The following is an 18,276-nucleotide window of genomic DNA, read 5'->3' as shown; positions in this document are numbered from 1 at the left end:
GAATGCCTGTGTGAGAGAGCGGCGCCTGCCCTATCCGCCAAGATCGACGGCGCCCTGCTCTGCCCTTTTGATTACCGCGCGATGGGGAACTCCCGCTCGAGCGCGGTCATGGCCTGATAATCAAGCAGTGCTTGAACCTGGGCCTCGTCATCTTCCTGCTGCTGGTAGGAGTTGGCCCTGGCGTTGAAGACGAAGACTGCCGCGAGAAATGCGAATGGCCCTGCGAAAGCGGCGCCAGAAACCGCACCCCAAAGGAACGTGCTCATGCCTGCCTCCTATCGTAAGCTTCCTGGGCCTCTTGGAGAGTGCGTCCGGAGGCTGAATTGCCGTTGCTGTCCGAGACGATGACTGTGCCGTCTTGTGTGGTCAGAGGAGTTGCTGATGCCGGAAACTGACGGTCGAACTCGTCGTCTAGGCCTTGGAGCCAGCTGCGGCCAAAGGGTTCGCGGGTGGTGGTCATGCGGCCTCGCTTTCAGCGCGAGCAATGGCGCTGTCGAAAAGGTCAATGACCTGAGAATGTGCGTGGGTGTCGTTGAAATTGACGATGCTGTTTCCAGCGCCAAGCAGTTCCTGAATCGCCTCAATCGCTCGGTCGAGAGCATCACCATCCATCTCGGTAACGACATCCAATGCGCCCACGGCGCAGTAGCAGTCCTCACCGTTCCTCCGGTCATAGAGCGAGCCTTGAAGCCAGTTCTTTTCATCCGCGATCAGCTCGCGAGCCGCCTTGAGGATTTCGACCGTGTTCATGCTCACTGGCCTCCTACGTCATCGAGGATGAAATGGTTGGCGGGGTGGATCGCGCATTCGTCCTGCACCCCGGCGTCGGTATTCGTATGAGACGGCGGCACGTAGACAGGCCACGGAGCCCATGCGAGCGGTTCATCGCCAGCGTTGAAGCCGGACCACCGGTTGCCTTCCAGAACGTTGCCAGAGGCCGTGTAGCGCGGCGGAATCCAGTAAGTGCTGACGACCTCATGAGCCGAGTTCACCGCGAGGATCTTTTCCTTTTGGTACTGCTCGATCTGCTTAAAGCCGTCCTTGGTCCGAACCTGCGCCGGGACCATCTTGCCGCGCGGAGCCGTCGAGAGATTGTTGTTCCAGATGTTCATGCTGCAATCTCCATCCAAGCATGCGGATGAGCGGCGAGCTGTTCATAGATCGCGTCGGAGATGCCGAGCGCTTTCAGTCTGATGAGGACCGCAGAGCGCTTCTCGTCATGCTCGTGGCAATAGAGGTCGAGATATTCGCGACGGGAGCTGATGACGCGGTTGATTGCCCAGAGCCTGCCTTCACGGGAAGGCGTCCACTCTTCAGCTTCAACGTCTGGAGCGGCGATGCCTTGGTCTTCGAACCAGAAGGTCGGGAGCGCTACCGGTACGGCCTCGAAGACATCAAAGCCATGACCCTTCAGCCAGTCGCATTGCGTTGCGCTGAAGTTCGGGAGACCTTGCTTGACGGCTGCCGCCCGACGCCGCGCATTCCGCCACTGCTCAAGGGTGAGATCCCTCTTGGAGTTGTTGCAGCTGCTGCACGCAGGAACGAGGTTTTCAAGCCTATCGCTGCCGCCTTTGGTGATAGGCTGGAAATGATCGACTGCTTTCGCGGCACCGCCGCAGTAGAAGCAGCATCCACCGGTCTTTCCCATGACAGCTGGACGAAGTGGACGGATCGCGTTCTGCGCCTCTTGGCGCCGGATCTCGTCATCCGACACGGAGCACGAAACGATGTGATTGAGCAGATGCCGATCCAGATAATCTCGCCCGCCGTTCATGCTTCTTCACCCTGTTTGGCGACAGCAGCAGCCAGCACTTCAAGTGTGATGCCTGGTATCCCGCGACATACAGCTTGGTACGTAACCTTCAGCCAGTGTTCCGGCGGGATGGAGCCGCGACGGCGCATGGCCTTCGCGGTCCCGTACTGGATGCCAAGATCGTCCGCGAAGTCGGAAAGGCTCGGCCACTTATTGATGATTTCTGCGTGGGTCATGCAAACAAGGTACAAATCATACCCTGCCTTGTCAAGCGGTCAGGATATTACTTGTACCCTGCTCGCGGGTATTTTTTAGACCATGGCCAGTGACCAAGAAAAATTCGAGAAGCAAGAACGTGCAAAGCGGCTGAAGGCCGCCCGTGAGACGGCAGGGATTTCCGGCCCCAAGGGTGTCGTCTCTGCGTCTGACGGGCAGATCAACGAAAACGTCTACAAAGGTCACGAATCTGGACGGAACGGATTTTCTGTATCCGATGGAAGGGTCTATGCCGATCTGTTCGATGTATCCCTTGAATGGCTTTACTTGGGGGAAGGATCGCCTACGAAATCCAAACCCATCGCCCGAAAAGCTAAAGGCGAGACAGAGGTCAAAGAATTGCTCCGCCAGATTGAAGGGCTCCCCGAGGCCGCGATTGAGCCGCTATGGGGATTAGTTACCTTTTACCTGCCTAAAGGCGACGACCAATCAGAAGATAGCCCCTCTCGTGATCAATCTGAACCTGCCAGTCTCCACCGTGTATGAGCGCCATGAGAGTAGAAATTTCTGCGGCCTTACGCTTGATGACGACCTCCGGTGCCGCGGGCGTATCCGCGCCGGCAGCGGCGAACAGACCAGCCACGATCTCTTCGTTTTTAGTTTTGAACTTGGGTCGGATGCGATCGTAGATCCGCGTCATGCCGTTTTCCACCACACGCTAAACAAGAACCAATAGTGAACAAAACGTAGAGTCATTTCAAGGCTGCGGAATCCGAATAACGGCAAGCAATTGATTCATGAAGGTTAAAACGTGAGCGCGCCAGCATGACACCCGAACGCTTCAACCACTGCCTCCGCGTGATCCGGTGGACGCCGATCAACTTAGCATCGGCGCTGCAATGCGAGCTGTCATGGATTGAAGCGCTGGAAACCGGGATGGAGGAAGTGCCGGCCGGACTTGCCGCCTGGCTGGAGGTGTTGGCGTTCGCCCATGAGGCTACGCCACCCCCGCAGACGTATCGGGGCCGAAGGGCGAAGGTTTAGTGGGAAGAGCGACCTATCTGAGGTCCATAAACATAAACGGCTCGTCGAGAGCTAAATTTTCCGGTGTGTCCAAAAGACGAAAACCGCATTTTTCGTAGAACGCAACCGACTGTTTCTTGGCATCGACCGTTGCAAAGCGGCAGCCTACCCTTGGGCATATGTATTCCTTCGCCACTCCCAAGGCGAAATCGATCATCACCTTCCCAAGACGTTTGCCCTGGTGGCGGTCTGACACCGCTAGCCGCGCCACCTTGATGGCCGGATAGGAAGGATAGCGGAAGCGAAAGTCCCCATCATGAACAGCGTCAGGCGCCTTGAACACTTGAACGTCGCCGACGATCAGCGTTACGAAGGCCATGATGTCAGATGATCTTTCTTCAGAAAGAACATACGTTCTGGCGAGACTGTTTGTCTCGAGGTGGCTCGCTTCCTTCCGAAGGAACTGCTTCAAAGGACGGTTTGTCTTTCCCGCCAAAACAAACCCGGAGATGTTATCCCCGGGTTCAATGCTGCGAATGACAAGCTCGATATCGAGGCTATCGGACGTGCTCAAGTTTGCCATCTTTCAGACGAAGGGATACCTTGCCGTCACGAGCGAAGGACTTCGCCATCGCGCTACCACGTGCTACGGCTTCGGTCGCTTCTTTCTTATGACGCCCGTATGTTACCTGGTTGACGAACTTTTTGGCGTCCTCACCAGTCAAGGTTACCCCGCCGAAAGCTGATGATTTGATGCTCATAGCGGTCTCCATCAATCCGTTGATTACGGAATATGGAATTCATTTCGTTTATTATTTGAATCAGTCAACCAACGTTTGCTTGATTTTTTGCCGCAGGCATGCTACCTGCTGCGCAAGTTAGCGAGCTAGCTAGCTGTGCAGCCGACACAATTGGCATTTAATTTTTAAATTGATCGTATCCACCCGCTGCGGCGGGTTTTTTTGTGCGTCATTCGGCGCCGCTGTCCATTTGCAAATTTTTGCAAATCGGTGAAATCAATTTCATTTCCGCTGGTGCAAATTGTTGCACGGCCGCCGACGTTACCTTCCAAGGTAACCGCCCCCTCTTTCACGAAATGAATGCGGGGTCTCCTAAGCCTGAAGCTGCCATCTCCCACCCTTCTAATTACTCCCCTCAGAGGAAGATATGTCTGAGGTTTATCCTCTCGTCTTCCTTCAGCAACGACTAGGCTTCTAGGAAACAGTGCACAAAAATCCCTACGCACCGGCAGCGAGCCAATGCGCGGGATTCTGCACGTTCAGCACTCGACTGAGTATTCTGAGGTTTCCGTGCATCCCCGGCACACCATATGGCGGTGCGTAGCCTGTCCGGTTCATGTCTGGTTTCTATAGCCCCAGGAAGGCTGATCACTGGCGGGTTCCAGATACCCTTGCGCTTGCCAGACCCTTGAACCTGATAGCCGGTTCACCGCTTGCCACCCCAACCTTGCGCGTCTTCACCAGATAGTCGGCTCTCTGTGGCCCCGAAACGTCTGGCTAGTCGGAAGGCAAACCCTCCGACGCCCTAAGCATAGGCTGACCTTTTCCTCGACGTCAACAAATAAGGTATTATCTGTACCCTCACCTGTTGACAGTATGGGGTACATATCGTACCTTCATCCTCATCAGCAGCGAGACGAAGAAGCGGAAGCGCCGATCTCTCGCGAAGAACGAGGAGAACGGAAATGCCACAGATTGCTCAAGACGTTTTGAAAGTACTGGATGCCGCGACCATCGACGGCGCGCTGCTTACGCTGAACGGAAACCTGGACCGCAAGCTTTACGTCGAGACCAATAAGGTTCTCGAGGCAGCTGGCGGTAAGTGGAACCGCAGCAAGAAGGCTCATGTGTTCGAAGGCAATGCCATCGACGCGATCGAGCCAATTATTCTGACCGGCGAATATCGCGTCACCAAGCAGGACTTCGGCCAATTCGATACGCCCGAGGGTCTCGCGACCGAAGTAGCCATCATCGCTGGCATCGAGGCCGGGATGCAGGTGCTTGAGCCGAACATCGGGATTGGGCGGATTGCCTTTGCTGCTGAGCGGCGCGGCGGGATTATCACCGGCTTTGAGATCGACCTATCTCGCGCCGCCAAGGCTCATGCAATCCTGCCGAAGGCAAACATCAAGGTTGCCGACTTCCTCGCGGAAGAGCCTGAGGCAAGATTCGACCGCGTCGTGATGAACCCGCCTTTCGCCAAGCAAGACGATATCCGGCACGTTCTCCACGCCTTCAAGTTCCTGCGCCCCGGCGGGAAGCTCGTCGCCATCATGTCGAACAGTGTGATGTTCCGCGACAACAAGATGACGACCGACTTCCGCGCTTTCGTTGAAGCGCACAGCGGCACGATGAAGGCTTTGCCGGAAGGCTCCTTCAAGTCGAGCGGGACCGGCGTCAACACCTGCATCGTCACGCTCATCGCCTGATCCACCGCTCCGCTCACTCCACCCGGGAGGCGGTCATGTAGCACAGCAGCTCGCAAAACGCGGTGAGAGCGCGGGCCTCGAACATCTACACCGCAACAGAAAACTAGAGGATTGGAACATGCGCGGACTTTACGGATATTTCGGAATTGGGGCAGCGCTGGCAATGTCCGGCATCTCGGCAGCCATGCTGGACGCCCCGGCCATTCGCTACACACCGGTAGTGGACTTCAACCATCCCAAGCGCCGCCGCACCGGCACGCGCTACCCGCACTCGTCCGATCGGCATAACGCCCGCATCGCGCGGCAGCTGGCGGCTGGTCAAATCACCTTCATCAAGCACGGCCCTCGCGCCGCCTAACCGCATCGCCTTCTGCTTCTCCCGGTTCTCGGGGGAATTGGAAAGCCGATGAACACGCCGCACAGAAGCGGCAATGGGGAAGAGCCATGACACGCAAGCATCCAATCGAGGCGAATGAAACGCTCGTCGCCGTCGTCTGCAGTGCCCGCATCCAGCGCCAGTACATTCGCAACAGCGAGTTCTTCGGCCAGACCCTGACCGTGGCACAGATGCTGGATCATCTTGCAGACGATGAGATCGTAACCGTCCTTCGCGTCAGCACCGATACCTGGGCGCACGAAGACATCACCGAATATGCCGCTCGGCAGTACCTGTACGACCGCGACGAGCGCGAGGGCTTCGGCTTGAGCGATGAGCCTACCTTCCCGGCCTACGTCCGCAACAGCAAGGCGTGGGCGCTCTGGAAGGACGACCTCGAAGCCTCGGCTCCCCTCCGCATCACCGCGGATCATGCCCGCAAGGAAGCACGGGAGGCGGTCCATGGGTGAGGTAAAGCAAAACACGATGAAGGACTCCGTTGCTCTCATTATCGACGGCGAAGCATGGAAGGCTCTCGAGGACGGCCGGGACAGCATCCCGGGTAGCCTTTGGCACCTTCGCCGGGAATTCGCGCTGGATCGGGCAGAGAACATCATCAGCCACGTCTCCGCCGCCAAGGACGCTGAGATCGCCGCCCTTAAGGTCGAGGCAAGCAACCATGCAGCCGATGCTGAGACGGTTCGACGTGAGCGCGATGAACTGATCCGAGCGAACAACCAACTGCGCGAGGCGCTGAAGCCGTTCATCCACCAGATGCAGCGCGAGTTCTCGCCAGAATGGCCGGATGAGATGGATTTGGCGCCCTTGGCTGATAGCCGATGGCATTTGAAGGTCGGGGATTTCCGCCGCGCCGCCCGTGCAGGAGGCTCCCATGCATAGCTGCTGCCCCGCTCATGCTTTCTCTGGATGCTGCGAAGGCCGTGAATGCCAGTCTGCAGCAGTCCCTCTCATCAACCTCGCCGCGAAGCTCGAACGCAAGACGGTCCCGCTCTTCAGCGTGACGTTCCGCGATTACCTCGCCGTCTTCACGTTCGTGTTCTCCCTCGCCGTCATCGTCGGCGGGTCAATCAAACTCAACGATCACTACAAGCACGAAGCCCTCGACAAGCAGGAGATCACAGCATGGCGCAAGTGATCGATCCCGCTGGCACGGAACAACAGATCGGCGGCTTGGCGCTCGGCGTCGTCGCGAAAGCAAAACAGGCCATGGAGGCAAAAATGGGAAATGCAGTCGAAATCCATAAGCCGACCGACGTGGAAGAACGCCGGCCAACAGCGCTCACGCCTATGGAGATGGTAGGCCGCGCCCTCGAGATGGGCGTCTCTGCCGACATCCTGAAGCAGATGATGGACCTACGGGACCGTGAGGAAGCTCGCAACGCTAAGCTTGCATTTACCCGCGCCGTTGCTGCTGCCAAGGCAGAAATCCGCCCGATCATGAAGACGCGCGAGGTCGACTACACTCCGCAGGGGAAGCAGCGGGTTAATTATCGTCATGAAGACCTTGCAGGGATCGAGGAGCAGGTTACCCCGATCCTGACCAAGCATGGTCTTAGCTACCGATTCGAAAGCGACAACGGCGTTGACCGCCCGATCACTGTTACGTGCGTTCTTGAGCATGTGGACGGTCACGCGACCCGTACACCGCTTTCCGCTGGTGCCGATAACTCCGGCGGCAAGAACAGCCTACAGGCCATAGCGTCAGCCGTAACCTATCTCCAGCGCTACACCCTCAAGCTCGCGCTTGGCCTATCTGTAAGCCACGATGACGACGGGAAGGCCGCTGATGAGGAGAAGGAACCGGAACGGATTTCTCCGGAGCAGGTGAAGGTCATCCTTCAGCTCCTGGAGGAGACGAATTCTGATGTCGAGCGGTTCTGCAAGTTGGGCAAGATCGATTGTGTCCCTGACATGCTTGCCAGCCAGTTCGATAGTGCCGTTCGCATCCTGAATGACCGCAAGGCGAAGATGGGCCAGAGGGCCGCGTCATGATGCAGGTTTTCATCTTCGAGCAGGGCGAGGACGAGTGGTTTCAGGCTCGTCTCGGCATCCCTACCGCCAGCAAGTTCGCCACGGTCATGGCTAAGGGCGAAGGCAAGACGCGCAGCGAGTACATGCGCAAGCTTGCCGGCGAGATCATCACAGGCGAAGTCGCAGAGGGCTTCACCAACGGTCACATGGAGCGCGGCAAGGTGATGGAAGATGAGGCGCGGGAAACCTACGCCTTCATCGAATCCGCTGAAATCGTTCGCGTCGGCTTCATTCGCAACGGCAACAAGGGCGCCAGCCCGGATAGCCTCGTCGGGACAAACGGCGGGTTGGAGATCAAGACCGCGCTCCCGCACATCCAGATTGACCGGCTGGAGCGCAACCGCTTGCCGCCCGAGCATGTCGCCCAGGTGCAGGGAAATCTCTGGCTATCCGAGCGCGAATGGTGGGACTTCGTTTCCTACTGGCCTCGCCTGCCGATGCTGACGGTGCGGGTCTATCGCGACGAAGACTACATCAAGAACATGGCCGGCGAGATCGACCGGTTCAACGACGAGCTTGCAGCGCTGGTCGAGCGGATCCGCCATTACGGCGAACGGGAGGCCGCATGACAACCCGTGCGACCGTCATCATCAATCATCCCTCCGACCGTGAGCAAGTGGCTCGCTGGGCTCAGAAGGTTGAGGCCGGCACAATCGTGGAGTTTCGGAAGAAGACCCGTTCCAACGAGCAGAACGCGAAGCTGCACGCGATGCTGGGCGAAGTGGCAGACCAAGTAGTCTGGTACGGCGTGAAGCTGAAGGTCGAGGACTGGAAGAATATGTTCACCGCCTCGCTCCGCAAGGCGCAGGTGGTGCCCGGTATCGACCCCGGAACTGTCGTGCCACTCGGCATCCACACGTCAACCATGACGGTCGATGAGATGAGCAACATGATCGAGGCGATCTATGCCTTCGGCGCGGACCCCGAACACCCAGTCATCTTCAAAGAGCCGAAAGACCCCGATCAACCCAATTCCGATGAACCGTCCCCTTCATCGGAACCCGCCGGAGACACCGCCAGTGCACCGGCCGCAGCGGGCGAGGATAGCGATCCTCCTCCCCCCGGATCTTCGCCCGCTGCCTCTCTTACGGAAGCCGAATGGCTCAAGACCGCAGCCCGAATGTTGTGGAGCGCGACGAACGTCGGTGGCGACACTGACGCTAACCTCGCCATCCTCAACAACCAGCGCCTCGCCGTGGGCGATTTATGCCCGCCCGAGACTGCCAGTGCGATCAAGGAAAAGGCCGGATCGATCTACCGCGTTTGCAAGCAAGCAGTCCTATCCGAAGCGCCGCCCCATCGAGCTGTGCCCGTCATAGCCGCCTACGCGGGAATGGATGAGAAGGAACTCCAGGCATGACCCTCCTCGATCAATCCACGGCTACGGCTATGGCAGCCGGTCTGGTCAACCGCATGCGGGACCGTATCGGATGGACCCGCCCGCGTACCGCTCTTGATGACCAGGTGGAAAGCCTGCCGAAGATGGAGGTGGGGAAGTGACCGACGTTGGCACCACCCCGCGCAAGAGCATGGGCCGTATGCGCCGCCTGCGGATCTTCGAGGCCCATGGCGGTGTCTGCTGCCTATGCCGAAACAAGATCGACGGCGTTCGCGAGAAGTGGACCGTGGAGCACCTTAGGGCACTCGGTCTAGGCGGCGAAGATAGCGACGACAACTGCGCACCCGCCCACGAAGCCTGCCGGCGCCAGAAGGACAAGGTAGACGTTGCGGCCATCTCCAAGGCCAAGCGCGTCAAGGCCAAGCATCTCGGCATCGCCAAGGCGAAGTCATCATTAAGCCATCCGAAGCTCAAGCGTTGCCTAGATGGTTCGGTCGTGCATCGGGAAACAGGAGAGGTGGTTGGCTATGGGAAAGATTAAGGACATCACCGGAGTCCGGAGCGACATGCTGGTAGCTGTTGAATTCCATTCGTTGAAGCCAGTTAGCGGGAAGAACCACGCGTGGTGGATATGCCGTTGCGATTGCGGAGCGACCTGCATCAAGCCTGGGTATCAATTAACAGCCAGAATGCTGAAGTCGTGTGGATGTTTGGCGCGCGCTGGGAACCAACCCAACGCAACGCACGGGCACTCGCGGCATCGACGAGCAAGCCCTGAGTATGGCTCATATTACGCCATGAGAGCGAGGTGCTTGAACCCTAAGCATAAGGACTGGAACCTGTATGGCGGCAAGGGTGTCAAAATATGCGACCGGTGGCTGCATGGCGAAAATGGCATGACGGGTTTTGAGTGCTTCTTTGCAGACATGGGGCACAGACCAAAGGGGATGACGCTCGATCGACATCCTGACCAAGCCGGCAACTATGAGCCAGGAAACGTACGGTGGGCTCCCGCCATGGAGCAGGTTTCTAATCGGTGCATCACCGTGAAGGTAGAAGGAAAGACATTACGTCAGATCTCTGACTTGAGTGGGCTCAGCTATGGCCTAGTGCATGGGCGCTATTACGCTGGAGCGAGAACGATAGCCGATCTGACCTCGCCACCAAACCCCAATCACCTATGGAGTAGAAACGGACGCACAGTTGTTGACCGCCGGACAGGCAAAATCGTCGGAGGCAGACAGCCATGACCCAGCACACCGAGACGCATGAAGGAAAGCTTGCAATCTGCATCAATGCCTTGCGGGCCATTGCTGGTGATCCGGCAAATGACAGCTTGATTGAGGCGCGCAGCGGGATCAACCCCGGGCAGGAAGCGTCGGTACGTCGAGCTCGCCAGGCACTTGTGATGGTGGGCGTGTCTCTAGCAGCCCCAATTTCAGGAAGGGCAGACCAATGACCCGCGCCACCCCTGAAATGATCGCAGCAGCTTGGGCCGCTTGGCATAGCCGGCACGGCGGAAAGCTTGGTCCCGGCCCCGCATTTGTCGAAGCCATCAACGCAGCCCTGAACAAGATGCAGGAGCAGAAGCCATGACCATCGAAAGCATCAAAGATTTCGCCGCCATCCTGAATGAACAGGTTGCCGAGATGGGGCCGGATTACCCCGCCGATAAGGAATGGCCTGTCGATCTTCCTGCGGAAGACTGGCGGACGCTGGAGAACTTATTGGGCGATAACAGCAGGACAGCGCCGGCCGAATACGAGCGCCAGGAGGCAATCTGCACCGAAGCCGCCATGAGCCAGTGGGAGCGGTCTTTGAAGCGGCCAGATCTGTCGGAGAAGGATCGTGTGCGCGGGGCGATCGAGGTATACAAGCGGCAGGCGTTCGCGTTCACCATCATGCCGGCAGCGCAGGAGCGGAATGTGTTTGGTGAGCCCTTCGCGGCTATGACCACGGATTGCACCGGCTGCGAACACATGAGCCGGGACGTTGCCAACATCGAGGCTATTGCAGCCGCCGGCAGTGAAGGCCCGACTGAGGTGATCTACCTCTACACGACCCCCGCTCGCCAGTCGCATGTGCGGGGGACTGAAGCAGCAATCCGCAGTGCCGGGTTGAAGGCTCGGGACGAACTTCTTGAGCGCATGGCAGACGGCGGCACGGTCGATAACGACCTCGCAGACTACATGAACCGCATCATTGACGCCTGCGTTCGCGCCGCCCTCGCATCGGAGGGACCGGCAGAATGAGCAACCGACAGAGCCAAGCTGGTCCGCTCATGAAGCGGGTCACGATCGATGGCAAGGAACACATACTTCCATCCGATGCCAAGCTCGCAGAGCCCTTCCCAGCCAATGGCACGGAAGAGGAGCAGCGGGCCTGGATCAAGAAGAACATGGACGAACCTCTTGGAGGGACATGGTGATGACCACGGAAAAACAGACGCCTGAGCGTGAGCGGCACTCCACGCACCATGTTCATCGCGGTCCAGAATCCTTGCCCTGCTACTGCGCGGCAAGCAGCGACCATTCCATTGGGCAAGAAATTCACAATGCCCCCGCGCCCTCATCGAGGGAGCCGTCCGAATGAACATCCTCCCGACGTTCTGGACCCCGTTCCTTCTCATCCTCGCGGCTTGCATTGTCTTGGCATGGCGGGAAGACGTGATCCACGGACCTCAACTGCGCGGCCAGGATCGGCAATGGACGCCACGGTACGCGTTCTGCCTCTCCTATGCCGGCCGGATCATCCTGCTCGGTGCGCTCTGTGCTTTCATGCAGGGCGTAGCCTGGATTGTTGAGGTGGCGGCATGAGCAAGCCAGCCTGTGGAAACAATGTGGACAACCCTGCATGAGCAGAGCACGCACTTACACGAGATCCGAAATCGCGGATGCTGCCGAAGCCGCAGCAATGCACAATGTCAGGGTGACGATGCACCCTTCAGGCGAGATCGAGTTCGCGCCGAAGAGCTTCGCTGTGGTCGATCGAGAAGAAGACCCGGCAGAGAAAGCTTGGAAGGCGTGGGAAGATGGAAGGAAAGCTAGTGGGCGTGCATAAGGTCAACGTCAAGCTCGCTGACGGAACCACGGCAACCTACTACTACGCATGGCGGGGGAAAGGTGCTCCGCGGATCATGTCGAAGCCTGGCACCAAGGCATTCACTCAGGAATACATCCGACTGACGCGGGATAGGCCCACGAAGGCCGTCGAGGGGACGATCAGTTCTCTGATCGAAGACTTCCGGGCAACTGCTAAATACAAAGCCCTCGCCCCTTCCACCCGCAAGGATTACGAGCGGATGTTCGGGCTAATCAAGGAGGTCTTCGGCGTCATCCCTGTAGCGGCTGTAGAAGCCCGTGGGAGCCGTCGCAGGTTCCTAGAGTGGCGAGATACCATGAAGGACGCTCCGCGCTCAGCGGACATGCACATCGGCCTTCTGTCTCGACTATTCGCATGGGCGAAGGATAACGAGATCATCCTGCGGAATCCGCTTGAGCGCGTCGAGAAGCTTCACGAGGGCAGCCGGCGCGATACGGTTTGGACGATGGAGCAGATCAACACCGTCCTTACCCGCGCTGCTCCTCATATCAGGTCGGTCGCATGCATGGCGCTATGGACGATGCAGCGGCAAGCCGACCTGCTCACCATGCCAATGATCGCCTTTGACGGCGAAAGGGTATCTATCAAGCAGGGGAAGACTGGGGCGCGGGTTAGAATCACGGCCGCCCCGGATATCCTGCCAATCTTGAATGAGGCCAAAGAGGCGAAGCGCCAGCGGGTGCTTGTTAACTCCTTCGGCCAGAGCTGGACCTCGAGCGGGTTCAAGGCGTCATGGCGCAAGGAAATGGCGAAGCTGGGGATTAGCGGCGTCACGTTCCACGACCTGCGGGGAACGGCCATCACATACGCTTACGCGCATCTGGATCGGTCTCATGAGGAGAAGATCCGGCTCATAGCCGAGATTTCAGGGCATTCCAGAGAGGATGCGGAGGGCATAATTCGGCGTCACTACCTGGCTGGGCAGGAGGTCATTGATGCCATTAGTCGCGGAACGCGATGAGAACAGATTCGTAAAATACGCGACATGCTGTAAAACAGCGATTTTTACCAATCGCATAAATGGCTGAAGTTGTTATGGAAAATGGTGCCCCCGGCAGGGTTCGAACCCGCGACCCCCTGATTACAAATCAGGTGCTCTACCAACTGAGCTACAAGGGCACTTGTAGCGGCGGAGTTAAGCGGTTTCGCCCGCTCTGTAAAGAGCAAATCTGAGGACGGGTGTGCCAAATGCTGGATCGTCTCAGGCGTACGCAAATGCCGCGACTGCGCTTGTGCAAGGGCTTGGTTCTCGGGTACCTAAAGTCGGGCAAGCTCGCCGCACGGCGAAGCCAAGTCCAAGGTTCCAGCCTATGCCCTGCGGGCAGCATCCAAAGGCCTGATCAGATGTCCCGTCAGTCGCAAACGCTTTCCTTCATCGCCTCGACTGCTCCTGAGGCGCAGATGGCCCTGGAAGAACTGGTGCGGCTTTACGGCAACGTCCCGCCGGCCGATGCCGATATCCTGGTGGCGCTTGGTGGCGACGGCTTCATGCTGCAGACGCTGCACGAGACGATCAACACCGACAAATGCGTCTACGGCATGAACTGCGGCTCGGTCGGCTTCCTGATGAACGACTACCGGGCAGATGGTCTTCACGAGCGCATTGCCCATGCGGTGGAAAACGAATTTCACCCGCTGAAGATGACGACCACGAACGAAGACGGCTCCACCTCCACGGCGCTCGCCATCAACGAAGTCTACCTTTTCCGCCAGTCATACCAGGCGGCGAAGCTGCGGGTGGTGATCGACGGGCATACGCGGCTCGAGGAACTGATCTGCGACGGGTTGATGATTGCAACACCCGCCGGCTCGACCGCTTACAACCTCTCGGCACATGGACCGATCCTGCCGCTCGAAGCGCCATTGCTTGCCATGACGCCGGTCTCGGCCTTCCGCCCCAGGCGGTGGCGTGGTGCCCTGCTTCCGAATCATGTCTGCGTTGATCTCGAGATCCTGGAGCCGGAAAAGCGCCCTGTGAACGCCGTTGCCGACAATGCAGAAGTGAAATCGGTGCTGCATGTGCGCGTGGCGCAGTGCACGGACGTGACGGCGCGTCTTCTATCCGACCCCGACCATTCTTGGTCGGATCGCATCCTTGCCGAGCAGTTCAGCAACTAGCAAAAACGAAAAAGGCCGGATGCGTGTCCGGCCCTTCTCTTATCCTTCGACCTTGATCAGTCGACGTCCGCGACATCCACGTCCGGCTTGCCGCTGATGCGGTGCGCCAGCGCGGCCTCCATGAACTCGTTGAGGTCGCCATCCAGAACGTCATCCGGCGCCGTGCTCGACACGCCGGTGCGCAGGTCCTTCACCAACTGGTATGGCTGCAGGACATAGGAGCGGATCTGGTGGCCCCAGCCGATATCGGTCTTGGACGCCGCTTCGGCATTCGCCGCATCTTCGCGCTTCTTCAGCTCGGCTTCATACAGACGGGCACGCAACATTTCCCAAGCCTTGGCCCGGTTCTTGTGCTGCGAACGCTCCTGCTGGCAGGCGACCACGATGCCCGTCGGAATATGGGTAATGCGCACCGCCGAGTCGGTCGTGTTGACGTGCTGTCCGCCTGCGCCCGAAGACCGGTAGGTGTCGATACGGCAGTCGCTCTCGTTGACGTCGATGTTGATCGATTCGTCGACAACCGGGTAGACCCAGATCGACGAGAAGGACGTGTGGCGGCGAGCATTGCTGTCATATGGCGAGATGCGCACGAGGCGGTGCACGCCCGATTCGGTCTTCAGCCAGCCATAGGCATTGTGGCCCTTGACCAGCATCGTCGCGGACTTGATGCCGGCTTCTTCGCCGTCATGCACTTCCATGAGCTCGACCTTGAAGCCGGAGCGCTCGGCCCAGCGGGTGTACATGCGCAACAGCATGTTCGCCCAATCCTGGCTTTCCGTTCCACCCGCGCCGGAATGCACTTCAAGATAGGTGTCGTTGCCGTCCGCTTCGCCGGACAGCATGGCTTCGACCTGCCGGCGGCCGGCTTCGGCCTTCAGGGCCTTCAGCGCGTTCTCCGCCTCGGTGACGATGCCCTCGTCGCCTTCTTCTTCGCCAAGCTCGATCAGCTCGATATTGTCGTTGAGCTGGCTTTCCATGGCCTTGACGCCATTGATGCCATCTTCAAGCTGTTGGCGTTCGCGCATCAGCTTCTGGGCTTCCTGCGCATCGTTCCAGAGGTTTGGATCCTCTGCCTTGTTATTCAACCAGTCCAGTCGTCTTACCGCCTGATCCCAGTCAAAGATGCCTCCTCAGCAGGCTTATGGCCTGCTTGATTTCGTCGACGACATTGATGATTTCCGCACGCATGGCGTTGGTTCTTCACTCTCTATTTTCGGATTTCAAAGGTGCCGTGGACATAGTTGGCTCGGGACCGGATGTAAAGACCGGCCCCTGCCCTCGCCTCGGCTCGGGAAGCCTTAGAACAGCCCCGGCATGCCGGAGGTGACCGCCTGCTGCGCCTGCGGCGAGTGCGAGAAGATCTGGTCCTGGGTCATGTATTCGCCATCGCCGATGACCTGGAAGACATCCGCCGGACCGGTACCGGGCTTGAAGGCCTCGACGATCGTATCCGGCTCGCCTTCCATGGCGGCCATGCCGGTCTTGCGGTTGACGGCAACCAGTTGCATGCCTTCCGGAACGTGGAACTTCTCGGCTGGCGTCAGCTTTGCGGCCTCTTCCAGAAACTTGCCGAAGATCGGGGCTGCTAGCCCGCTGCCGGTACCAGCGTGGCCAAGCGGCGCCGGCGTGTCGTATCCGATGTAGAGACCGGCCACGAGGTTCGGGGTGTAACCGACGAACCAAGCGTCCTTTTCGTCATTGGTGGTGCCGGTCTTGCCGGCGACGTCGCGGTCCTTCACCGGGATCTTGCCGGCCGCCGTGCCGCGCTGGACAACGCCCTGCATCATCGAGGTGATCTGGTAGGCGGTCATCGGATCAAGAACCTGCTCGCGGGTGTCCACCACGGTCGGTTCTTCCTGATTGTTCCAGGCGTTGGCATTGCAGCCGTCGCAATTACGCTCTTCGTGACGGAAGATCGTCTTGCCATAGCGGTCCTGGATGCGGTCGATCACCGTCGGCTTGATCTGCTTTCCGCCATTGGCGAGCACGGCGTAAGCCGAGACCATGCGCATGACAGTGGTCTCACCCGAGCCGAGGGACATGGCGAGCACCGGCAGCATCTTGTCATAGATGCCGAAACGCTCGGCATATTCAGCAACCAGTTCCATCCCCATGTCCTGCGCAAGGCGCACGGTCATCTGGTTTCGTGACTTTTCGATACCGGTGCGCAGCGTCGACGGGCCGCCGGAATTGCCGCCGTAGTTGTCCGGGCGCCAGACCTGGCCGCCCGAGACGATCTCGATCGGCGCATCCAGAATGACCGATGCCGGCGTGTACCCATTATCGAGCGCCGCAGCGTAGACGAACGGCTTGAAGGATGAGCCCGGCTGGCGCATGGCCTGCGTGGCGCGGTTGAACTCAGACTGGGCGTAGGAGAAGCCGCCCGCCATGGCGAGAACACGACCGGTGTTCGGATCCATGGCGACAAACCCGCCCTGAACCTTCGGCGGCTGGCGCAGGCGATAGGTCTTCGCAGCCTCGTCGATCAGCTCGACATAGATGACGTCGCCGCGGTTCAGCACGCCTTCCGGCGACTTTGCGGTCTTGCGCTTGTCGGTGGCGTCGCGGAAGGCCCATTTCATGTCGTCGGCGTCGATCGTGCCGGCTTCGCGCGCAGGGTCAACCTTGCCGGCGCCATCCGTGGATGGCTGCAGGCCGATGCTGACAGACTGCGGCGTCACGTCAATCACGACCGCAAGCTTCCATTCGGGAACGTCCCGCAGGGCCGACATCTTGGCGAGCTCGGGACCCCAGTCGCCGACCATCGAGATCTGCGCAACCGGACCATGGAAACCACGGCGCTGGTCGTACTCAACAAGCCCTTCCTGCAGCACCTTGCGGGCGATGACCTGCAGTTCCGGGTCGAGCGAGGTGCGGACGGACAGGCCACCTTCGTAAAGCGACTTGTCGCCGTAACGCTCGATGATCTGGCGACGGACTTCCTCGGAGAAATAGTCAGAGGCAAAAAGGTGGATGCCCGAGCGGCGCGGGTTCACGCCAAGCGGCTGCTTCTTGGCCTCGTCGGCATCCGACTGGGTGATGTAACCGTTCTCGGCCATGCGATCGATGACCCAGTTGCGGCGCTCGAGCGCTGCCTTCTCGCGGCGGAACGGATGGTAGTTCGCGGGCCCCTTTGGAAGGGCTGCCAGATAGGCGGCTTCTGCCGTCGTCAGCTCCGTTACCGACTTGTCGAAATAGGTGAGTGCCGCGCCGGCGATGCCGTAGGAGTTCAGGCCGAAAAAGATCTCGTTGAGGTAAAGCTCGAGGATCTTGTCCTTGGAATAGGTCTGCTCGATGCGGAAGGAGAGAATCGCTTCCTTGACCTTGCGGTCGATCGTCTGGTCGGCGGTCAGGAGGAAGTTCTTCGCCACCTGCTGCGTGATCGTGGACGCGCCTTCCGGGCGACGGCCCGAACCAAGGTTCTGGATGTTGGAAACGATTGCGCGGGCGAGACCGGTGATATCCACGCCCGGGTGGTTGTAGAAGTTCTTGTCTTCCGCCGACAGGAAAGCTGCCTTGACGCGATCCGGCACGGCCTGGATCGGCAGGAACAGGCGCCGTTCGCGGGCATATTCAGCCATCAGGGCGCCGTTCCCGGCATGCACGCGCGTGGCAACAGGCGGCTCATACGAGGCAAGAACCTCGTAATTCGGCAAGTCCTTGGTCATACCGGCGAGGTAGATACCAACGCCGGCGGCCACGACCAGGAAGAGGACGCAAGCCAGTCCAAAGAAATACCCAATCAGTCTGATCATTGTCTGAGCTACCGTTCAGCTTTCATTCGGCGCATGGATCACCATGGCATGATTTAAGGCGTTTTGCACGGTGGTTGCGGCTGTGCAAGGCGG

28 protein-coding genes and 1 tRNA gene are annotated in these 18,276 nt (G+C 59.1%); 19 read left to right on the top strand and 10 right to left on the bottom strand.

Annotated features, from left to right (window positions below; translation table 11 throughout):
• Positions 1 to 71 precede the first annotated feature (71 nt).
• The 5 genes from CYG48_RS04885 to CYG48_RS04860 all read right to left on the bottom strand — a co-directional run bounded on the left by CYG48_RS04885 (position 72) and on the right by CYG48_RS04860 (position 1,989).
• Positions 72 to 266, bottom strand: coding sequence for a hypothetical protein (locus CYG48_RS04885; RefSeq protein WP_118849354.1), 195 nt, complete (start codon positions 264 to 266; stop codon positions 72 to 74).
• Between the two features lie 190 nt (positions 267 to 456).
• Entirely contained in the window at positions 457 to 750 is a 294-nt protein-coding gene (locus tag CYG48_RS04875) for a DUF6197 family protein (RefSeq protein WP_118849352.1), read from the bottom strand.
• 2 nt (positions 751 to 752) lie between these two features.
• Positions 753 to 1,112 carry a hypothetical protein gene (locus tag CYG48_RS04870; protein ID WP_118849351.1) on the bottom strand — a complete coding sequence of 120 codons (360 nt, stop codon included), beginning with the start codon at positions 1,110 to 1,112 and terminating at the stop codon, positions 753 to 755.
• Positions 1,109 to 1,774, bottom strand: coding sequence for an HNH endonuclease (locus tag CYG48_RS04865; protein ID WP_118849350.1), 666 nt, complete (start codon positions 1,772 to 1,774; stop codon positions 1,109 to 1,111). The genes CYG48_RS04870 and CYG48_RS04865 overlap by 4 nt, the downstream gene beginning before the upstream one ends.
• Positions 1,771 to 1,989 (bottom strand): hypothetical protein, encoded by a 219-nt coding sequence (locus CYG48_RS04860; protein WP_150132689.1) that lies wholly within the window; start codon positions 1,987 to 1,989, stop codon positions 1,771 to 1,773. Before CYG48_RS04860 ends, CYG48_RS04865 begins: the two co-directional genes overlap by 4 nt.
• Positions 1,990 to 2,071: 82 nt before the next feature.
• Between CYG48_RS04860 and CYG48_RS22260 the strand changes: the two genes are divergently transcribed.
• Positions 2,072 to 2,515 carry a helix-turn-helix transcriptional regulator gene (locus CYG48_RS22260; RefSeq protein WP_150132688.1) on the top strand — a complete coding sequence of 148 codons (444 nt, stop codon included), beginning with the start codon at positions 2,072 to 2,074 and terminating at the stop codon, positions 2,513 to 2,515.
• A gap of 279 nt (positions 2,516 to 2,794) precedes the next feature.
• The gene (locus tag CYG48_RS22625) at positions 2,795 to 3,013 is read left to right on the top strand and encodes a hypothetical protein (protein WP_118849347.1); all 219 of its coding nucleotides are present in this window, start codon (positions 2,795 to 2,797) and stop codon (positions 3,011 to 3,013) included.
• 13 nt (positions 3,014 to 3,026) lie between these two features.
• On the opposite strand, the gene CYG48_RS04845 is transcribed toward CYG48_RS22625, so the two are convergent.
• Both CYG48_RS04845 and CYG48_RS22255 read right to left on the bottom strand, forming a co-directional pair.
• Complete coding sequence (locus CYG48_RS04845) at positions 3,027 to 3,566, bottom strand: GNAT family N-acetyltransferase (protein WP_199925222.1); 540 nt, start codon at positions 3,564 to 3,566, stop codon at positions 3,027 to 3,029.
• On the bottom strand, positions 3,550 to 3,753 hold the full coding sequence (locus CYG48_RS22255; protein WP_150132687.1) for a hypothetical protein: 204 nt from the start codon (positions 3,751 to 3,753) through the stop codon (positions 3,550 to 3,552). Before CYG48_RS22255 ends, CYG48_RS04845 begins: the two co-directional genes overlap by 17 nt.
• 944 nt (positions 3,754 to 4,697) lie before the next feature.
• On the opposite strand from CYG48_RS22255, the gene CYG48_RS04840 reads away from it, so the two are divergent.
• The 16 genes from CYG48_RS04840 to CYG48_RS04780 all read left to right on the top strand — a co-directional run bounded on the left by CYG48_RS04840 (position 4,698) and on the right by CYG48_RS04780 (position 13,271).
• Positions 4,698 to 5,441 (top strand): N-6 DNA methylase, encoded by a 744-nt coding sequence (locus CYG48_RS04840; RefSeq protein WP_118849345.1) that lies wholly within the window; start codon positions 4,698 to 4,700, stop codon positions 5,439 to 5,441.
• A 118-nt stretch (positions 5,442 to 5,559) separates the two neighbouring features.
• Complete coding sequence (locus CYG48_RS04835; protein WP_118849344.1) at positions 5,560 to 5,799, top strand: hypothetical protein; 240 nt, start codon at positions 5,560 to 5,562, stop codon at positions 5,797 to 5,799.
• Positions 5,800 to 5,885: 86 nt separating this feature from the next.
• Positions 5,886 to 6,287, top strand: coding sequence for a hypothetical protein (locus tag CYG48_RS04830; protein ID WP_118849343.1), 402 nt, complete (start codon positions 5,886 to 5,888; stop codon positions 6,285 to 6,287).
• Positions 6,280 to 6,717, top strand: a complete 438-nt coding sequence (locus tag CYG48_RS04825) for a hypothetical protein (RefSeq protein WP_118849342.1) — start codon at positions 6,280 to 6,282, stop codon at positions 6,715 to 6,717. The genes CYG48_RS04830 and CYG48_RS04825 overlap by 8 nt, the downstream gene beginning before the upstream one ends.
• On the top strand, positions 6,710 to 6,973 hold the full coding sequence (locus CYG48_RS22410) for a hypothetical protein (protein WP_199925221.1): 264 nt from the start codon (positions 6,710 to 6,712) through the stop codon (positions 6,971 to 6,973). The genes CYG48_RS04825 and CYG48_RS22410 overlap by 8 nt, the downstream gene beginning before the upstream one ends.
• A complete protein-coding gene (locus CYG48_RS04820; protein ID WP_199925220.1) occupies positions 6,961 to 7,830 on the top strand; it encodes an ERF family protein in 870 nt (289 codons plus the stop codon). Before CYG48_RS22410 ends, CYG48_RS04820 begins: the two co-directional genes overlap by 13 nt.
• A complete protein-coding gene (locus tag CYG48_RS04815) occupies positions 7,827 to 8,438 on the top strand; it encodes a lambda exonuclease family protein (RefSeq protein WP_118849340.1) in 612 nt (203 codons plus the stop codon). The genes CYG48_RS04820 and CYG48_RS04815 overlap by 4 nt, the downstream gene beginning before the upstream one ends.
• Positions 8,435 to 9,229: a recombination protein NinB gene (locus CYG48_RS04810; RefSeq protein ID WP_118849339.1), complete on the top strand. Its 795-nt coding sequence runs from the start codon at positions 8,435 to 8,437 to the stop codon at positions 9,227 to 9,229. The genes CYG48_RS04815 and CYG48_RS04810 overlap by 4 nt, the downstream gene beginning before the upstream one ends.
• On the top strand, positions 9,226 to 9,369 hold the full coding sequence (locus tag CYG48_RS22405) for a hypothetical protein (protein WP_199925219.1): 144 nt from the start codon (positions 9,226 to 9,228) through the stop codon (positions 9,367 to 9,369). The genes CYG48_RS04810 and CYG48_RS22405 overlap by 4 nt, the downstream gene beginning before the upstream one ends.
• Entirely contained in the window at positions 9,366 to 9,749 is a 384-nt protein-coding gene (locus tag CYG48_RS04805; RefSeq protein ID WP_118849338.1) for an HNH endonuclease signature motif containing protein, read from the top strand. Before CYG48_RS22405 ends, CYG48_RS04805 begins: the two co-directional genes overlap by 4 nt.
• Before the next feature lie 705 nt (positions 9,750 to 10,454).
• The gene (locus tag CYG48_RS04800; protein WP_118849337.1) at positions 10,455 to 10,667 is read left to right on the top strand and encodes a hypothetical protein; all 213 of its coding nucleotides are present in this window, start codon (positions 10,455 to 10,457) and stop codon (positions 10,665 to 10,667) included.
• Complete coding sequence (locus tag CYG48_RS22400; RefSeq protein WP_199925218.1) at positions 10,664 to 10,804, top strand: hypothetical protein; 141 nt, start codon at positions 10,664 to 10,666, stop codon at positions 10,802 to 10,804. Before CYG48_RS04800 ends, CYG48_RS22400 begins: the two co-directional genes overlap by 4 nt.
• Positions 10,801 to 11,460 carry a hypothetical protein gene (locus CYG48_RS04795; protein ID WP_118849336.1) on the top strand — a complete coding sequence of 220 codons (660 nt, stop codon included), beginning with the start codon at positions 10,801 to 10,803 and terminating at the stop codon, positions 11,458 to 11,460. Before CYG48_RS22400 ends, CYG48_RS04795 begins: the two co-directional genes overlap by 4 nt.
• A complete protein-coding gene (locus CYG48_RS04790) occupies positions 11,457 to 11,636 on the top strand; it encodes a hypothetical protein (protein ID WP_118849335.1) in 180 nt (59 codons plus the stop codon). Before CYG48_RS04795 ends, CYG48_RS04790 begins: the two co-directional genes overlap by 4 nt.
• A gap of 160 nt (positions 11,637 to 11,796) precedes the next feature.
• The gene (locus CYG48_RS04785) at positions 11,797 to 12,024 is read left to right on the top strand and encodes a hypothetical protein (protein WP_118849334.1); all 228 of its coding nucleotides are present in this window, start codon (positions 11,797 to 11,799) and stop codon (positions 12,022 to 12,024) included.
• A gap of 215 nt (positions 12,025 to 12,239) precedes the next feature.
• Positions 12,240 to 13,271: a tyrosine-type recombinase/integrase gene (locus CYG48_RS04780; RefSeq protein WP_118849333.1), complete on the top strand. Its 1,032-nt coding sequence runs from the start codon at positions 12,240 to 12,242 to the stop codon at positions 13,269 to 13,271.
• An 82-nt stretch (positions 13,272 to 13,353) separates the two neighbouring features.
• Here the strand turns inward: CYG48_RS04780 and CYG48_RS04775 are convergent.
• Positions 13,354 to 13,429: transfer RNA gene (locus CYG48_RS04775), tRNA-Thr, on the bottom strand.
• Between the two features lie 225 nt (positions 13,430 to 13,654).
• Here CYG48_RS04775 and CYG48_RS04770 point away from each other — a divergent pair.
• Positions 13,655 to 14,428, top strand: coding sequence for an NAD kinase (locus tag CYG48_RS04770; RefSeq protein WP_118849332.1), 774 nt, complete (start codon positions 13,655 to 13,657; stop codon positions 14,426 to 14,428).
• A 56-nt stretch (positions 14,429 to 14,484) separates the two neighbouring features.
• On the opposite strand, the gene prfB is transcribed toward CYG48_RS04770, so the two are convergent.
• Positions 14,485 to 15,616 (bottom strand): peptide chain release factor 2 gene (gene prfB / locus CYG48_RS04765; RefSeq protein ID WP_199925217.1). Its coding sequence is split into 2 segments (ribosomal slippage): positions 14,485 to 15,546 and positions 15,548 to 15,616, totalling 1,131 coding nucleotides; the frame shifts between segments, so codons are not numbered across the junction.
• A 110-nt stretch (positions 15,617 to 15,726) separates the two neighbouring features.
• Complete coding sequence (locus CYG48_RS04760; protein WP_118849330.1) at positions 15,727 to 18,183, bottom strand: penicillin-binding protein 1A; 2,457 nt, start codon at positions 18,181 to 18,183, stop codon at positions 15,727 to 15,729.
• Between the last annotated feature and the right edge of the window lie 93 nt (positions 18,184 to 18,276).

Source organism: Neorhizobium sp. SOG26 (assembly GCF_003491345.1).
Classification (GTDB): domain Bacteria; phylum Pseudomonadota; class Alphaproteobacteria; order Rhizobiales; family Rhizobiaceae; genus Neorhizobium; species Neorhizobium turbinariae.
This window is presented reverse-complemented; position numbering and strand designations above follow the sequence as displayed.

What these genes read in the sequence shown, in the direction of transcription:
- CYG48_RS04885 (WP_118849354.1), bottom strand. Translation starts at nt 266, where the DNA reads ATGAGCACGTTCCTTTGGGGTGCGGTTTCTGGCGCCGCTTTCGCAGGG.
- CYG48_RS04875 (WP_118849352.1), bottom strand. Translation starts at nt 750, where the DNA reads ATGAACACGGTCGAAATCCTCAAGGCGGCTCGCGAGCTGATCGCGGAT.
- CYG48_RS04870 (WP_118849351.1), bottom strand. Translation starts at nt 1,112, where the DNA reads ATGAACATCTGGAACAACAATCTCTCGACGGCTCCGCGCGGCAAGATG.
- CYG48_RS04865 (WP_118849350.1), bottom strand. Translation starts at nt 1,774, where the DNA reads ATGAACGGCGGGCGAGATTATCTGGATCGGCATCTGCTCAATCACATC.
- CYG48_RS04860 (WP_150132689.1), bottom strand. Translation starts at nt 1,989, where the DNA reads ATGACCCACGCAGAAATCATCAATAAGTGGCCGAGCCTTTCCGACTTC.
- CYG48_RS22260 (WP_150132688.1), top strand. Translation starts at nt 2,072, where the DNA reads ATGGCCAGTGACCAAGAAAAATTCGAGAAGCAAGAACGTGCAAAGCGG.
- CYG48_RS22625 (WP_118849347.1), top strand. Translation starts at nt 2,795, where the DNA reads ATGACACCCGAACGCTTCAACCACTGCCTCCGCGTGATCCGGTGGACG.
- CYG48_RS22255 (WP_150132687.1), bottom strand. Translation starts at nt 3,753, where the DNA reads ATGAGCATCAAATCATCAGCTTTCGGCGGGGTAACCTTGACTGGTGAG.
- CYG48_RS04840 (WP_118849345.1), top strand. Translation starts at nt 4,698, where the DNA reads ATGCCACAGATTGCTCAAGACGTTTTGAAAGTACTGGATGCCGCGACC.
- CYG48_RS04835 (WP_118849344.1), top strand. Translation starts at nt 5,560, where the DNA reads ATGCGCGGACTTTACGGATATTTCGGAATTGGGGCAGCGCTGGCAATG.
- CYG48_RS04830 (WP_118849343.1), top strand. Translation starts at nt 5,886, where the DNA reads ATGACACGCAAGCATCCAATCGAGGCGAATGAAACGCTCGTCGCCGTC.
- CYG48_RS04825 (WP_118849342.1), top strand. Translation starts at nt 6,280, where the DNA reads ATGGGTGAGGTAAAGCAAAACACGATGAAGGACTCCGTTGCTCTCATT.
- CYG48_RS22410 (WP_199925221.1), top strand. Translation starts at nt 6,710, where the DNA reads ATGCATAGCTGCTGCCCCGCTCATGCTTTCTCTGGATGCTGCGAAGGC.
- CYG48_RS04820 (WP_199925220.1), top strand. Translation starts at nt 6,961, where the DNA reads ATGGCGCAAGTGATCGATCCCGCTGGCACGGAACAACAGATCGGCGGC.
- CYG48_RS04815 (WP_118849340.1), top strand. Translation starts at nt 7,827, where the DNA reads ATGATGCAGGTTTTCATCTTCGAGCAGGGCGAGGACGAGTGGTTTCAG.
- CYG48_RS04810 (WP_118849339.1), top strand. Translation starts at nt 8,435, where the DNA reads ATGACAACCCGTGCGACCGTCATCATCAATCATCCCTCCGACCGTGAG.
- CYG48_RS22405 (WP_199925219.1), top strand. Translation starts at nt 9,226, where the DNA reads ATGACCCTCCTCGATCAATCCACGGCTACGGCTATGGCAGCCGGTCTG.
- CYG48_RS04800 (WP_118849337.1), top strand. Translation starts at nt 10,455, where the DNA reads ATGACCCAGCACACCGAGACGCATGAAGGAAAGCTTGCAATCTGCATC.
- CYG48_RS22400 (WP_199925218.1), top strand. Translation starts at nt 10,664, where the DNA reads ATGACCCGCGCCACCCCTGAAATGATCGCAGCAGCTTGGGCCGCTTGG.
- CYG48_RS04795 (WP_118849336.1), top strand. Translation starts at nt 10,801, where the DNA reads ATGACCATCGAAAGCATCAAAGATTTCGCCGCCATCCTGAATGAACAG.
- CYG48_RS04790 (WP_118849335.1), top strand. Translation starts at nt 11,457, where the DNA reads ATGAGCAACCGACAGAGCCAAGCTGGTCCGCTCATGAAGCGGGTCACG.
- CYG48_RS04785 (WP_118849334.1), top strand. Translation starts at nt 11,797, where the DNA reads ATGAACATCCTCCCGACGTTCTGGACCCCGTTCCTTCTCATCCTCGCG.
- CYG48_RS04780 (WP_118849333.1), top strand. Translation starts at nt 12,240, where the DNA reads ATGGAAGGAAAGCTAGTGGGCGTGCATAAGGTCAACGTCAAGCTCGCT.
- CYG48_RS04770 (WP_118849332.1), top strand. Translation starts at nt 13,655, where the DNA reads ATGTCCCGTCAGTCGCAAACGCTTTCCTTCATCGCCTCGACTGCTCCT.
- CYG48_RS04760 (WP_118849330.1), bottom strand. Translation starts at nt 18,183, where the DNA reads ATGATCAGACTGATTGGGTATTTCTTTGGACTGGCTTGCGTCCTCTTC.